Consider the following 14,167-nt stretch of genomic DNA (forward strand, 5'->3'; position numbering starts at 1 on the left):
GCCGTGCGTCGCGCGGGCGCTGGGCAAATGGCCATCGGCTGCTATAAAAACTGAGTAACCCTGAGATCGGGATTCCACATGACTCAGTTGCCGGCCTACGAGCAGTTGCCCGTTGCTCAGGGAGTCGTCAGCCAGAAGAAGGCTCTGCGCGCCGCCGGCCTGGTGCTGGCGGCAGGTCTGCTGCTGACCGCTCTGTTGGGCTGGAATGTCTGGCGTAACGCCCGTGTAGCCCTCGAGCAGCAGTTCTCCCTGGCCGCCAATGAGCGGATCGACCGGGTCCGCGAGCGGTTCACGATACAGCAGAGTGAACTGGAGTCGATCCAGCGCTTCTTCGAGAATTCCAGGTCGGTCTCCAGAGAGGAGTTCGAGCATTTCGTCAGCCCCCTGCTGGGCGACACCCTGGGCTATGCCTGGCTGCCCCATGTGGCGCAGCACGACCGGGAGGCTTTCGAAGCCCGCGCTCATGCTGCCGGGATGCTCGACTACATGCTGTTCGAGCTCAACCTGCAAGGGCAGCCGATTCCCGCGCAGGTCCGGGACAACTACTTCCCTGTCCTTTATGGTGCCTCCGAGTATCTGGAGGAAATGCCGCTGGGGCTGGATCTCAACTCGACGTTGCCGGGGCGCGAGCTGACCCGGCGCGTAGTGAAGACGCGCGCTGTTGCGGCCTCTATCCCGGTAGTCCTGCCCGGCGCACCGCCGGCCGACTCCACCGGGGTACTTCTGGCGGCGCCCTTCTACCGGACCAGCGTGACGCCCAGCCCAACGGCGGAAACCCGCGTCGGGATCCAGGGCATCCTGCTGGCGGCCATCAGTTACCGGCTGCTCATCGAGCAGGGCGTGGAGGGGCGCGAGGAGCAACTGGCCCTGACATTGCGCGATTCCGGCGACCTGCGCCCGGATGTCCCCCTGTATCGAAGCCCGGTGTCCCCCGACCAGACGGCAGGGTTGGTGGCCGAGCGCTACCTGGCATTCGCTGGTCGCGACTATCTGGTGCGCGTCGAGCCATCCAGCGACTTTCTGCGGCGCAACCAGGGGCATCCTCAGCTGTGGGTGATCTTCGCGGGCGGGCTGACCTCCCTGTTGCTCGCCGGTTATGTCCTGATCCTGCTGGGCCAGCGTCAGCGGGCGCTGCAACTGGTAGGAGAGCGCACGGCCGAACTGCGCGCCAACCAATTGGAGCTGCAGGAGAACCAGGCGCGCCTGCACTTCGCCATGGACAGCGCCGGTCATGGCGTATGGGACTGGAGCCTGGATAGCGGCAGCGTCTTCTACTCCCACGCCTGGAAAGCGATGCTTGGCTACCGCGACAGCGAGGTGGGCACCACGACCGACGAAAGCCTGAGTCGTGTCCATCCAGACGACAAGGTCGCACGTTGCGAAGCGTTGCGCCGGCATCTGCGTGGCGAGACTTCGCTCTACCAGAGCGAACATCGGTTGCGCTGCAAGAGTGGGCGCTGGCTCTGGGTACTCGATCGCGGGCAGGTGGTGGAGCGCGACAACGACGGCGCGGCGCGGCGCATGATCGGTACTCAGACCGACATCAGTTCGCGCAAGGCCGCCGAACTGGAGCTGGGCGAGGTGAATAGCCGTCTGCACGGCCTGCTCGATGCGGCGACCCAGGTTGCCATCGTGTCGACCGACCTGCGCGGGTTCGTGCGCAGCTTCAATGTGGGGGCCGAACGCATGTTTGGCTACAGCGCCCAGGAGGTGATCGGGAGGCCGGTGCCGGAGAACGTCTTCGTCAAGGACGAAATCCGCCGTCGTGCGCAGGATCTGTCGAGCATCCTCGGCCGTGAGATTCGCGGCTTCGAAGTGGTCGGAGCATTGGTCGGCGAGGGGCACGAGGAGCACGAGTGGACCTGTGTGCGTCGAGATGGCCGGCAACTGAAGATCAATCTGATCATCACCGGCGTGCGCGATTCGTCTGGCAGCACCACCGGTTACCTGGGCATCGCCACCGACATCACCCGGCGCAAGGAAGCGGAGCTGGAGCTGCGGCGCCTTTCGGTCACCGATGCGCTCACCGGCATCCACAACCGCCGTTATTTCAAGGAGCAATTGGACCAGGCCATGGCGCGCTGCTCGCGCAGCGGCGAGCCGCTGTCGCTGGTGATGTTCGACATCGACCACTTCAAGAATATCAACGACCGCTTTGGCCACGAGGCGGGGGATATCGTGCTGGTGACCTTGTGCCAGCGCATTTCCCAGCGCCTGCGCAAGGTGGATGTGTTCTGTCGCCTGGGAGGCGAGGAGCTGGTGGTGCTCTGCCCGGGCAGTACCACGGAGCAGGCCTGGCAGTTGGCCGAGGCGTTGTGGCAGGCACTGCGTGGTCAGCCGATGGAGGGAGTGGGCGTGGTCACGGCGAGCTTCGGAGTCGCCTCCTGGTCCCCTGGGGAAAGCGCCGATGATCTGATGCGCAAGGTGGACCGAGCGGTCTATCGCGCCAAGCGCCTGGGGCGCGACCGTCTGGAAAAGGTCGAAGCCTGATTCGAAAACCCCGGCCTGTTGGCCGGGGCTCGCGTTGGGTCAGTGCTTGGTGCTGCTGTAGAGATCCAGCAGTACCTGGTCGAGGATCGACGAGGCGCCCCAGGGGCGGTTGCTGTTGAGGATTGCCACCACGACCCAGGTGCGGCCATTGGCATCACGGCTGAAGCCGGCAAGTGCGCGTACGGTGTTCAGGGTGCCGGTCTTCACGTGGGCTTCGCCGGCCATGGGCGTGCCGCGCAGGCGTTTGCGCATGGTGCCGTCCTTCGCCACGATCGGCAGCGAGGAAATGTACTCGGCAGCATAGGGGCTGTGCCACGCGGCTTGCAGCATGGCAGCCATCTCGCGAGCGCTGACGCGCTCGTCGCGGGACAGGCCGGAACCGTTCTCCATCACCAGGTGGCTGGCGGTAATGCCCTTGCGCGCCAGCCACTGGCGGATCACCCGCTGCGCGGCCTGGGCGTCGTCTGCGTCGGCGCCGTTGCGGTACTGGCGGCCGACCGAGAGGAACAGCTGGCGGGCCATGGTGTTGTTACTGAACTTGTTGATGTCGCGGATGATTTCCACGACGTCCGGCGACATGGCGCGGGCCACCAGGGTGGCGTTCTTCGGTACGGCGCCTTCACGGTCCTTGCCGAGGATGCTGCCGCCCAGTTCCTGCCAGATGCCGCGCACGGCACCGGCGGTGTAGGCGGGGTGTTCGAGAAGGGACATGTAGGTCTGTGCGCTACAGCCTTGCGGAATCTGCCCGGTGGCGACCAGCGAGGTACCGTCGAACTGGGTCACGGGGTTGAAACGCAGCTTCGGCCAGGCCGGGCAGGCGGCGGCCTTGCTCACTTGGATCTGGTTGTCGATGCGCACGTTCGCCAGCGGCGGGTCCATCAGGACAGTGGCTTTGCTGCCCTCGGTGCGGATTACCAGACGCACGCTCTTCAGGTTGACCATCAGCGAGTCGGGGCCGACCAGGAACGGCTTGTTGTCGTCGCCGCCGTCGTCATTGAATACCGGCAACTGCGGAATATTGAAGTAGCTGCGGTCCAGCACCAGGTCGCCGGTGACCTTGAGCACGCCGTTGGCGCGCAGGTCGCGCATCATCAACCAGAGTTTCTCCAGGTTCAGCTTCGGGTCGCCGCCGCCCTTCAGATACAGGTTGCCGTTCAGGACGCCGTCCTTGAGCTGGCCGTCGGTGTAGAACTCGGTCTGCCACTGATAGGTCGGGCCGAGCATCTCCAGGGCGGCATAGGTGGTGAACAGCTTCATGGTCGACGCCGGGTTCACCGAGACGTCGGAGTTGAAATAAGTGGCGTTACCGGGGCCTTCGAGCGGAATCATCACCAGCGAGAGAGCGTCATCGGTGAGCTTGCTGGCTCTCAGCGCCTTCTGTACGCGCTCGGGCAGGGTGGTGTTGATCTGGGCAACGGCCGGTAAGGCAAAGGGCAGTAATGTGGCGAGAGCGAGGACGCGCAGAGACTTGAACATAGAAAAGATGACATCCCAGTGGTCGGGCATTGACTTGAAAAAATGAAAAGATGAAGCGCAACACTACAGTTGAAGTACTCCCTGTTGGACTGGGAGACGCGGCACATTATGCCGCAAGCCGTTCCAGTATGCGCAGGCCTTCGAGCGCCGGTCGTCTCGACGAGATACTGCGTGACTGTGCTGGCGCAAGTTGTGTATTTGGCTCGGGCACACTTGTTCGTCGAGTGGCGAAGCCCTCATGAGGAGAGATTCAGATGGCCACCCATCGTTCCCGTCGTTTACGCAAGAAGTTGTGTGTCGATGAGTTCCAGGAGCTCGGTTTCGAGTTGAGCTTCAAGTACCGCGAGGGTAAGGACGAAGACTCCATCGGCGACTTCTTGAAGCGCTTCGCCGCTGATGCTGTCGAGCCCAATGACCTTGTCTACAGTGGGTGCGATGAGTACGGCTTCATCTGCCTGGCCCGGCGTGGCTCGGTGAGCAACGAGCAGCGCGAGTTGGTCGAGGGCTGGTTGAGGCAGCAGCCCGAGCTGGCGGAGTTCACCGTCAGCCCGTTGATTGATGCCTGGTACCCGGACCAGCCGGTCAATCCGCCTGCTCGTTGAGCTTGAGGCTCTCCTCCGCTCTCAGGACCTGCATCAGTTTCCATGGGTCGAGAGGTTTCGGCAGGCAGGCCAGGATGGGCAGCCCTCGTGCTTTGAGCGTTTTTAGCTCGGCCTGCAACTCATCTTCTTCGCGGCCACTGAACAGGACTGCGTGGAGAACCCTGCCTGCGTCGGCCAGCTCGCAGGCCAATTCGATTCCATTGACGTCCGGCAGATTTATGTCGCAGAGCAGCAAGTCGAATGGTTCTCTGCGACGTGCGCACGCTTCGCGCGCTTCCGTGGCGTCCAGTGCAGGAGTCAGCCTGAAGAATCCCAAGCGGTTCAATTGCATTTGGGTGGCGATTAACTGGAAGGGATGATCTTCGACGACCAGGATGCTGAGTTTGTTGTCCTGCACTATGCGCTCCTTGAAAATGCTGGATGCAGTTGATGAACGTTCGCCGAAGGTTCTCCAAGGGCAGGCATAAAGACCGGAGTGGCATGCTGTCCGAACTCTGAGTATGCAATTGCGTATACATATTCAGAATTGAGGATTTTTCTTGATTTTGTTTCTAGTCACTATTGTGTTCAGGAAGTTGGATTTATTCTTCTGGCTTTGTATATCTGCGGTATTGGGTGGCGTCGCCTGTTGCTCAGTTTTGGCGATTTTAAATTACCCTTGAATATTATCTGTTGCACGGTGCTGGGTAGGTTTCAATTCTCGTAGGAAGTGTCAGGTTTTATTCCGCGCGCGCTGCTTGGCGGGCGACAGCGATGCCATCAGGCTTTGCCGTGCAGGCACCCTTCATGGATAGGGTTGAAGTCTGGCGCCTGCTGCTGCCCAAGTCTCGGAGTCGACTGGCTCTCTGCGTCCGGAAAGGCCGAAGCATAGGTCTTATGTCCATTTTTTTCGTCCTGCAGTTCGACACAGTGGAGATGGCTATCCATTGTTGCCTGTGAGTTAAGGATGAGTGCATATCAACAGCCAGACAGATGGAGTATGCGGAGATGGTGTCGAGGTTTGTCAGCGCTCTAGGCCGAATTTTCTTGTGTGTTCTGTAAGAATAATCTCGCGAGAGAGGGGCGGATGGTGGAGGGAAGAGAGATTTTTGTAGGAATTATTTAGATGTTGCGTAGGAAAGTCCTCTAATTATGAATAATGAGGGTGGGTAATCTCGACAGAACAAGCTTCGCATATATCTTACGGGCAAATACTAATTCGATGGGTCTGTGGGAGGAAGCTTGATGAGCAAAGTTCTTATTGTCGATGATCACCCGGTCATTCGTATGGCAATGCGCGTGCTGCTGGAAAAGGAAGGCCATACCATCGTTGGGGAAACCGATAATGGTGTGGATGCGCTTTCGCTCGTCAAGGATCTGATTCCGGACCTCGTCGTTCTGGATATCGGCATTCCGCGACTGGATGGCCTGGAGGTCATCAGTCGGATTTCCGCTTTCGAGCTTCCGCTCAAGGTCCTGGTGCTGACTGGACAGAGCGCTTCATTGTTCGCCATGCGTTGCATGCAGGCCGGAGCTTCTGGCTTCGTCTGCAAGCAGGGTGGCCTTGCTGAGTTGATCAGTGCGGTCAACGCCGTGGTCGCCGGCTACAACTACTTCCCCAGTACCGCCGTTCGCCAGACCCGCCGCAACAGCGGGCAGATGGATGACCAGGAACTCATCCAGCGCCTTTCCGACCGTGAGATGGCTGTCCTCCAGTACCTGGCCAACGGATATTCGAACAAGGAAATCTCCGAGCAGATGTTCATCAGCAACAAGACGGTCAGCACCTACAAGACTCGACTGCTGCTGAAGCTCAATGCTCATTCCCTGGTCGATCTGATCGAGTTCGCCAAGCGGAATGCTCTGGTCTGAGGTGTGTGATGTACCGCTTCCGATTGCTCGTCAGTGTGTTGTTATTCATCTGTTGTGGATGGGTAGTCGCGGAGCCGCACGATTGGACTGCAATGAACCTGCTGGCTCGTTCGACGGACGAGCCGGTCAAGGTGAAGTTGAACGATGCCGACTGGCAATGGCTCAGGGACAAGCGCACGCTGCGTCTCGGCGTGACTGCACCGGACTATGCCCCCTTCGACATCATGGCCAGCGGCACCGATCTCGAGGGCATCACGGCAGATTTCGCCGGAGTCATTGCCGACGCGCTCAATGTTCGCGTCGAGGTACGCCGTTATGCGGATCGCACCACGGCCCTGCTGGCTCTGGAGCGGGGGGACATCGACATGCTCAGTCGTTCCACCCGTTACGAGGCCATGCGTCCCGATGTAGCCCTTACGCAACCCTATTTTTCCAATCAGCCTGTGGTTATCGGCCCAGAGGGCGTGCGCCTGGAGAATGCCGCGCAGTTGGTGGGAAAGCGCATTGCCGTGGTCAGCGACTATTTCTCCGCGGATGAGCGCGACAAATACCTTTCCGGGACCACTATCCAGAGCTACCAGTCAGTGCGTCGGGCCCTGGAGGCCGTTGCCTTCGGTCAGGCGGACTTCTACGTCGGCGATGCCTTCAGTGCCCAGTATCTGATCAGCCAGGGATACCTAGCGAACCTCAAACCACTGAATTTCGCCGGTTTCGATGGCCTGGGGTTCAGTTTTGCAGTCACCGCCTCCGCGGATGAGCTACTGGACATTCTCAACCAGACCCTGGCTGCTATTCCACGCCAGACCAAGATCTCGATCCAGCGGCGCTGGAGTCCTGGCGGGGCATTCTCGATCGTCAATCAGCGCCTCATCCTCACCCCCCGGGAACAGCGCTGGCTTGATCGTCATCCTCGCCCGGTGGTGGTCGTGGATCAGGCTCTGGCTCCCGTCTCATTCTTTGATGCCCAGGGGCAGTTTCGCGGCATTGCCGCAGACGTGCTGGATCTCGTCCAGAGCCGCACGGGCCTCGACTTCGAGGTTCGCCCCCTGCCCAGCGTCACGGCGATGCTGGAGCAGGTGAAAACGGGCAAGGCAGAAATCATCGCAGCATTGACACCGACCAACCAGCGCGAAGAGTGGCTCGGCTTCACTCGTCCCTACATGACCGCCTCCTTCGTGGTCGTGGTGTCCGGAAAGGGCGACTGGCTGCATTCGCTGGGTGATCTGGATGGGCGTCGAGTCGCAGTTCCAAAGGGCTCGGTCATCGCCGATTTTCTGCGTATGCATCATCCGCAGGCCAAAGTGGTCGAGGTCGAGAACAACGTCGATGACCTGTCGATGATCAGCGAAGGCAAGGTCGATGCGGGAATTCATCTGCTGTCTTCCGCCAACTACCTGATCTCTCGCTATTACCCAGAGTTGCGTGTAGCGCTTGCCCTCGACCGGGAGCCGGGGCAGTTCTCCCTGGCTGTTTCCCAGACTGACCCGGAGCTCCTCGGTATTCTGAACAAGGCGGTCCTCGCCATATCCCCCGAGGACATGAGCAACATCGTTACCCGCTGGTCTGCCAGCATGGAAAGGCCGGACAGCATCTGGCAAGGCTACCGCACGCAATTCATCCAGCTCGCGTGGGCCGCAGCACTGTTGCTGCTCCTGCTGTTGCTGTGGAATTGGCGCTTGTGGTTGAAGGTCCGGCACCGACAGGACTCCGAGCGCGAGCTCAATTACCGGCTCGCATTCAAGCGTGCCCTGATCGATGGTATTCCGCAGCCGGTGGCCGTGAGGGACCGCGAAGGGCGTCTGGTCACCTGCAATATCGGATTCCTGACGGAGACCGGTATGACCCACGAGACGGCCGGCGGCACCCGAGTTGCCGATTGCTCGTGGCTGGATGTGCGGGACGCAGCCACGCTCCAGCTGATGCATCAGCAGGCCATGGAACAGGATGGCAAGGTGGCCTCCGACCTGATGCTGCAGATTTGCGGCGATGTTCGTGAAATCTATTACTGGGCCACGCCATACCATGGGCCCGGCGGCGAGCTTTCCGGTGTAGTGACCGGCTGGATCGATGTTACCGAGCGAGAGCGCCTGCACCACCAGTTGGAGGCGGCCAAGGAGCAGGCCGAGGAAGCCAACCGGGCGAAGAGTACTTTCCTGGCGACCATGAGCCATGAGATCCGTACTCCGATGAATGCGGTGATCGGAATGCTCGAGTTGGCGTTGACTCGAGCCGATCAGGGGCACTGGGAGCGCGAGCCGGTGGAAGTGGCTTATGACTCTGCGCATTCGTTGCTGACGCTGATCGGCGACATTCTCGACGTAGCCAAGATCGAGTCCGGTCGCCTGACCTTGCTGCCGGAGCGAGCACACCTGCGTGAACTGGTGGAGTCCGTGGCCCGCGTGTTCGACGGGCTGGCCCGGCAGAAGGCGCTGGAGCTTAGGCTGGAGATCGAGGCGGACTCCGCCTGCGATGTGTTGATCGATCCGCTGCGGTTCAAGCAGATCCTGTCGAACCTGGTCAGCAATGCCATCAAGTTCACCGATGTTGGCCAGGTGCGAATCCGCGTCTCCGGGGAGCGGGTCGCTGGCGAACGCCTGTCCCTCGAGGTCAGCGTGAAGGACAGCGGTATTGGGATTTCCGACGAGGATCAGCGGCAGTTGTTCGAGCCCTTCAGCCAGGTGGCCCGCAGCAGCCATTCAAGTCGTGGCGGTACCGGGCTGGGCCTGACCATCTGCCGCAAGTTGGCGGAAATGATGGGCGGGACGGTGCGTATGGAGAGCCGCCCCGGCGAAGGGACGACGGTCATCGTGCGGCTGTTGCTACAGACGCTCGAGAGCCTTCCCGAAGGTGAGCTACGCCCGGCTCCGGACATGCTGAGGTCTGTTCATTCGCTGAAGGTGTTGGTGGTCGACGACCACGCTGCCAATCGGATGTTGTTGTCCCAGCAACTGGAGCATCTGGGGCATCGGGTCGAAGTGGCGTCCGAAGGCTCGCTGGCGCTTCAGGCATGGCATCCGGGCGATTTCGATCTGGTGATTACCGACTGCAACATGCCGGTTCTCAATGGCTATGGTCTGGCGCGCAAGATCCGCGAACTGGAAGCGGAGATGGAGGCCGAGCCGTGCGTGATCTTCGGTTTCACCGCCAATGCCCAGCCCGACGAGGTCGAGAACTGTCGACGCGCCGGGATGGACGATTGCCTGTTCAAGCCCATTGGTCTGGACAACTTGCGGGTACGGTTGGAAGCGGTACCGAAGATCACCGCTGCCGATGACCGGTCAAGGGGCTATCAGGACAAGCGAGCCGATGGGATTGACCTGAAGTCCCTGCGGGAAATGACCGGCGGTGACCCCGGCCTGATTCGCCGCCTGCTGGAGGAGTTGCACAGCAGTAACCGGCTGGATATCGACCAGGTCCGGCCACTTTGGGAGGCGGGTGACTGGAAGCAACTGGCGGACCTTGCCCACCGCATGAAGGGCGCGGCTCGGCTGGTCAATGCGAACGCGCTCCAGGAGTTGTGCGGCCAGCTCGAGGGCGGCTGCAAGGATGGTCTGGGCAGCGACGAGTTGCGCAACCGGGCATTGGCCGTGGAACAAGCGATGGCGGCCCTGCAGGACGATTTGCTGGCGCAGTTGCGTACGCTGGCCGCCTAGTCTGTGCGGCCGCTTCAGCTCGGGCTGGAGCGGCCGGTCATCTCGCGAGCCATCTCTGTGGCGTAGCTGTCGGTCATCCCGGCGATGAAGTCGATGACCCGAAGGAATGCGCGATAGAGTGTCCAGTCCGGGTCCGGCGCGTTGTTGCCGAGCAGATCAAGGATGCGCTGGTTCTTGAATGACGGCGTACTCCGGCCGTACTGCTCAAGCGCTGCACCGCAGAAGGAATTCAGCAGGATTTCGAGGGTGGTGTAGGCGCCGATCTCGTGCAGCGTCTTGCGCTTGTCCTGGAAGATCTTTTCCCGCGCCATGCCCTTGGCCCGCTGCACGCAGCGCTTGGCGGGGCCATGCATGTGCTCCACCAGGTCGCCTTGCAGGGTGCCGGCGAGCAGAGCCGGTTCCTGTTCGACGAAGGCTCGTGCGGCGGCGTTGGTCAGGTGCTCGATAGCCTTGCCGCGCAGGATGGCGAGCTTGCGCCGGCGTGAGTCCTTCGGACCGAGCTGGCGGTAGGTTTCCGGCAGGTCATCTCCCACCAGGTCGAGCAGCAGCGATTCGACTTCCGCGTAATCGAGCAACTCCATTTCCAGGCCGTCTTCCAGGTCAATCAGGCCATAGCAGATGTCGTCGGCCGCCTCCATCAGGTAGACCAGCGGGTGGCGCGCCCAGCGTTCGTCCTCCAATTGCGGCATGCCGAGCTTTTGGGTGATCTGCTCCAGCAGCGGCAGTTCGCTGCGGTAGCAACCGAACTTGTGCTTCTTGTAGCCGAGGGAGTCGGCATGGCGTGCCGTCCAGGGGTATTTCAGGTAGGTGCCGAGGGTGGCGTAAGTCAGGCGAGTTCCACCGTCGAACTGGTGGTATTCGAGTTGCGTGAGGACGCGGAAACCCTGGGCGTTGCCTTCGAAGTTCAGGAAGTCGGAGCTTTCCTCTTCGCTCATGCCATCCAGCCAGCCGCGCCCGGCGGCCTGCTGGAACCAGTGGCGGATGGCATCCTCGCCGGAATGGCCGAAGGGCGGGTTGCCGATGTCGTGGGCTAGGCATGCGGACTGCACGATGACGCCCATGTCACCCGGGTCGCACCATTCCGGCAGGCGATCGCGGAGGATTTCACCGACGCGCATGCCCAGCGAGCGGCCGACGCAGGCCACTTCCAGGGAGTGGGTCAGACGGGTGTGGATGTGGTCATTGCTCGATACCGGGTGTACCTGGGTCTTGCGCCCCAGGCGGCGGAAGGCGCCGGAGAAGATGATGCGGTCGTGGTCCTTGTGGAAGGCACTGCGGCCGAGTTCGGCGCTGCTATGCACCGGTTTGCCGAGGCGTTCTCGGGGGAGCAGGGTGTGCCAGTCCATTCGTCATTCCGCAATCGAGAGAGTTACCGGCAACGCTAGCCGTTCGTGCCGGCAATCTCAATCGTGGCGCTAGAGACCTTCGGCGTCGATGTCGATGAGTAGAAGCCGTCGGCCCTGGTCGATGAATTGCCCGGCAGTCATGCAGTATTGGTTGGTGGTGGCGTCGCGGTAGGTGTTGGAGAGTGTCAGGCGACGTTCCTCCCAGCCCTCGGCGAGCAGTTGGTAGAAGTACGGGCGCCAGGACCAGTTGTGTCCCAGGTAGCGGCGGTTTTCCTTCCAGAACAGGCCGTTCCACTCAAGGTTTGGCGAGGTTTGGGTGCCGTGGCGGTCGCACTGGTAGATGCGCAGCAGGCGGCTGAAGGACTCCGGCGCCGGCGGCAGGCTGCTGAGCATGGCGCCGCCTTCGGCCCAGGGGCGCAGCATGTTCATCAGCTCGGAGAGTTGTTGCCGCAACTGGATGAGGTTGGCGCGCTCCTGCAGCTTGCGATTCACGTAGTGGTCGCGGCGCTGGGCAAAGGCATCACGGAAGGCATCGCTGGCGGGAAACTCCAACGCAGGCTTGGCGAACAGGTAGCCCTGCACGTAGCGCGCACCGCACTCCAGGGCGAAGTCCATTTCCTCTTCGGTTTCCACGCCCTCGGCGATGATCCAGCAGCCGGTCTTCTCGGCCATCTGCGCCAGGGCTTTCACTACCTCGCCGCTGGGACCGCCGCGGGCTGCCTCCTGGAACAGGCGCATGTCCAGTTTGAGAATGTCCGGTTGCAGCGCCAGCACGCGATCCAACTGCGAGTAACCGGCACCGAAGTCGTCGATGGCGATACGCGCACCTGCGTCTCGATAGCGCGCCACCACTTCGGGCAGACGCTGGTGGGCACCGCCCAACTCGGTGATCTCGAAGACCACCCGTTCGGGCGGCACGCCTTGCTGTTGCAGTTGCTTGAGGCTGGGCAGTGGCTGGTTCGGGCGCAGGCGGCTGATCCAGCGCGGCGAGATGTTCAGGCTGAGGAACCAGTCCTTGGGCGCCTCATGGATGCGGGCGAGGGCGGCATCGCGGATCTGCCGGTCGAGGCGGCGCAGTTCGGCGAGGCCGACTCGCGGGTTGAAGAACAGCGGGCCGACCGATTGCAGGTCACCGTTGTCCTGGCGCAACCGCCCCAGCGCCTCGACACCGGCGATCAGGCCGGTCGCGGTGTCGATGAATGGCTGGAAGCAGGCGATGGGTTGCCCGTCGATCAAGGGACACATCCTTAGTGGCGTGACAGGAAAGCGCGGGAGCGCTGCTGCGTGTCACATTGCAAGAATGTGGCCAGTATGGACGTCAGAGATGAGTCGACGGCGCGGGAGGGTCCTGATGGTCGGGCTTCCTGCGCATCTGCAGGATGACTGGCGCCAGGGCGATCCCCAGGCGCAGCAGCCGTATCCAGCGGCGCTTGCGACCGAACAGCAGTGCGAGGGCTGCGGCGCCGCCGGCGCCCCACAGCGGGATATTGCCGCCCAGGCCGCCGCGTAAGCTCTGGCCGACATGGCGAGCCTGTTTCAGGGGTTGCAGCAGCAATTCACCTTCCTGACGAAGCTGCTGGCGTTGCATTTCCAGGCGCAGGCGGACGATGGCCTTGCGCAGTTCGGCCCGGGTCAGGTTGCGGGCGTCCGGCATTTCGCTCATGGCAACAGGCGCTCCCGGTCGCGGGCCAGTTCATCGAGGGTGGCACTGAAGGGCGAGCCTTCGTCGGTGACCAAGAGGTGCAGGCGCCAAGCGCAGAGCAGGCTGCCGCCGACATAGAAGAGGCACAGGCCGATGGCGGCCTGCAGGCGGTAACTGTCCCAGAAGACAATCAACACCAGCACCGACAGCGCAACCAGCAGGAGCAAGGCGAAGACCAGTGCGAGGCCGGCCATCAGGAGCATCTGCACGGTACGGGTCTTCTGTTCCTGCAGCTCGATGCCCAACAGTTCGACGTGGCCGTGCAGCAGCCCGAGGGCTGCGGCGCCGAAGCGCCGCAGGGAAGGAGAGTTGGCCGAGGACTTCGGCCCGGCGTCCATTCCGTCGCTCATCGGTCAGCGCCGGCTGACCAGCAAGCCGAGAAGGAAGCCGACACCGGCGGCGATACCCACGGCCTGCCAGGGGTGATCACCGACGTAGTCTTCGGTGGCGTCCACGGCAGCCTTGCCCTGGTCGCGCACGGAGTCCTTGGTGGAGTAGATCGCATCGCGGGCACGCTTGAGGCTCTCGTGGATCTGCGCGCGCATCTGGTCGGCTTCGGCGCCGGCCAAGTCGGCAGAGCTCTGCAGGAGTTTCTCGGTGTCGCTGACGAGGGCTTGGAATTCGGCCAGGAGTTCATCCTTGGCGGCGTTCACTGCGGTCTTGCGAGGCATGTGATGCTCCTTGTGCGGGTTGAGGTTCCTAGTTTTCGAACCTCGGGGGCGGAGGAAAGTTTCTCATAAATTCACCACGGGGCCGCTCTTGCGTGCGAGATGAAGCCTAGCTGTTGGGTGGTATGACGCTTGCATTTCTCTGGTGCGCATGGAGAGCAGAGCGCCCCACGGCGGGGCGTTTCCGGTGCCTTGAACGGCGCGGAAACTGAGCTCAAATCACTGAAAAACATAAGGAAGTACAGGAAATTGCGAAGCTGGTCGGATGGCCTGTGGGCCAATCTGGTTCAGCGCTCGGCTCTTCTGCGGTGCATCACTGCTTCAGCGTGGTGCGGCGCAGGGTCGCCGCGAGCCGTTTTGGTGCTTTCCCCTTGACCTC

Annotated in this window: 11 protein-coding genes; 4 read left to right on the forward strand and 7 right to left on the reverse strand. The window is 61.9% G+C overall.

What is annotated here, in order from left to right; translation table 11 throughout:
- The first annotated feature begins 78 nt into the window (after positions 1–78).
- Positions 79–2,490 carry a diguanylate cyclase gene (locus tag A6723_RS20420; protein ID WP_054909208.1) on the forward strand — a complete coding sequence of 804 codons (2,412 nt, stop codon included), beginning with the start codon at positions 79–81 and terminating at the stop codon, positions 2,488–2,490.
- A 39-nt stretch (positions 2,491–2,529) separates the two neighbouring features.
- On the opposite strand, the gene dacB is transcribed toward A6723_RS20420, so the two are convergent.
- Positions 2,530–3,966 (reverse strand): D-alanyl-D-alanine carboxypeptidase/D-alanyl-D-alanine-endopeptidase, encoded by a 1,437-nt coding sequence (dacB, locus tag A6723_RS20425; protein WP_024765085.1) that lies wholly within the window; start codon positions 3,964–3,966, stop codon positions 2,530–2,532.
- A gap of 254 nt (positions 3,967–4,220) precedes the next feature.
- On the opposite strand from dacB, the gene A6723_RS20430 reads away from it, so the two are divergent.
- Entirely contained in the window at positions 4,221–4,568 is a 348-nt protein-coding gene (locus A6723_RS20430) for a YggL family protein (protein ID WP_054909211.1), read from the forward strand.
- Here A6723_RS20430 and A6723_RS20435 read toward each other — a convergent pair.
- Positions 4,549–4,965, reverse strand: a complete 417-nt coding sequence (locus A6723_RS20435) for a response regulator (RefSeq protein ID WP_054909212.1) — start codon at positions 4,963–4,965, stop codon at positions 4,549–4,551. The genes A6723_RS20430 and A6723_RS20435 overlap by 20 nt on opposite strands.
- Before the next feature lie 827 nt (positions 4,966–5,792).
- On the opposite strand from A6723_RS20435, the gene A6723_RS20440 reads away from it, so the two are divergent.
- Together A6723_RS20440 and A6723_RS20445 are read left to right on the forward strand one after the other, a co-directional pair.
- The gene (locus A6723_RS20440) at positions 5,793–6,419 is read left to right on the forward strand and encodes a response regulator transcription factor (protein WP_054910465.1); all 627 of its coding nucleotides are present in this window, start codon (positions 5,793–5,795) and stop codon (positions 6,417–6,419) included.
- Positions 6,420–6,511: 92 nt separating this feature from the next.
- Entirely contained in the window at positions 6,512–10,072 is a 3,561-nt protein-coding gene (locus A6723_RS20445) for a transporter substrate-binding domain-containing protein (protein ID WP_256235254.1), read from the forward strand.
- 14 nt (positions 10,073–10,086) lie between these two features.
- Here the strand turns inward: A6723_RS20445 and A6723_RS20450 are convergent, their stop codons facing one another.
- The 5 genes from A6723_RS20450 to A6723_RS20470 form a co-directional block, all read right to left on the reverse strand.
- Positions 10,087–11,418 (reverse strand): deoxyguanosinetriphosphate triphosphohydrolase, encoded by a 1,332-nt coding sequence (locus A6723_RS20450; protein WP_054910463.1) that lies wholly within the window; start codon positions 11,416–11,418, stop codon positions 10,087–10,089.
- 69 nt (positions 11,419–11,487) lie between these two features.
- Positions 11,488–12,654, reverse strand: a complete 1,167-nt coding sequence (locus A6723_RS20455) for an EAL domain-containing protein (RefSeq protein ID WP_054910462.1) — start codon at positions 12,652–12,654, stop codon at positions 11,488–11,490.
- An 82-nt stretch (positions 12,655–12,736) separates the two neighbouring features.
- The gene (locus A6723_RS20460; RefSeq protein ID WP_054910461.1) at positions 12,737–13,081 is read right to left on the reverse strand and encodes a hypothetical protein; all 345 of its coding nucleotides are present in this window, start codon (positions 13,079–13,081) and stop codon (positions 12,737–12,739) included.
- On the reverse strand, positions 13,078–13,458 hold the full coding sequence (locus A6723_RS20465) for a phage holin family protein (protein ID WP_089285716.1): 381 nt from the start codon (positions 13,456–13,458) through the stop codon (positions 13,078–13,080). The genes A6723_RS20460 and A6723_RS20465 overlap by 4 nt, the downstream gene beginning before the upstream one ends.
- 15 nt (positions 13,459–13,473) lie before the next feature.
- Positions 13,474–13,791, reverse strand: coding sequence for a YqjD family protein (locus A6723_RS20470; protein ID WP_045211754.1), 318 nt, complete (start codon positions 13,789–13,791; stop codon positions 13,474–13,476).
- Positions 13,792–14,167 lie beyond the last annotated feature (376 nt).

This window comes from Pseudomonas sp. AU11447 (assembly GCF_001672555.2).
GTDB classification, from domain to species: domain Bacteria; phylum Pseudomonadota; class Gammaproteobacteria; order Pseudomonadales; family Pseudomonadaceae; genus Pseudomonas; species Pseudomonas nitroreducens.

Coding starts and splice junctions, on each gene's coding strand:
- A6723_RS20445 (WP_256235254.1), top strand. CDS start 6,512: ATGAACCTGCTGGCTCGTTCGACGGACGAGCCGGTCAAGGTGAAGTTG.
- A6723_RS20470 (WP_045211754.1), bottom strand. CDS start 13,791: ATGCCTCGCAAGACCGCAGTGAACGCCGCCAAGGATGAACTCCTGGCC.
- A6723_RS20440 (WP_054910465.1), top strand. CDS start 5,793: ATGAGCAAAGTTCTTATTGTCGATGATCACCCGGTCATTCGTATGGCA.
- A6723_RS20465 (WP_089285716.1), bottom strand. CDS start 13,458: ATGGACGCCGGGCCGAAGTCCTCGGCCAACTCTCCTTCCCTGCGGCGC.
- dacB (WP_024765085.1), bottom strand. CDS start 3,966: ATGTTCAAGTCTCTGCGCGTCCTCGCTCTCGCCACATTACTGCCCTTT.
- A6723_RS20450 (WP_054910463.1), bottom strand. CDS start 11,418: ATGGACTGGCACACCCTGCTCCCCCGAGAACGCCTCGGCAAACCGGTG.
- A6723_RS20430 (WP_054909211.1), top strand. CDS start 4,221: ATGGCCACCCATCGTTCCCGTCGTTTACGCAAGAAGTTGTGTGTCGAT.
- A6723_RS20420 (WP_054909208.1), top strand. CDS start 79: ATGACTCAGTTGCCGGCCTACGAGCAGTTGCCCGTTGCTCAGGGAGTC.
- A6723_RS20460 (WP_054910461.1), bottom strand. CDS start 13,081: ATGAGCGAAATGCCGGACGCCCGCAACCTGACCCGGGCCGAACTGCGC.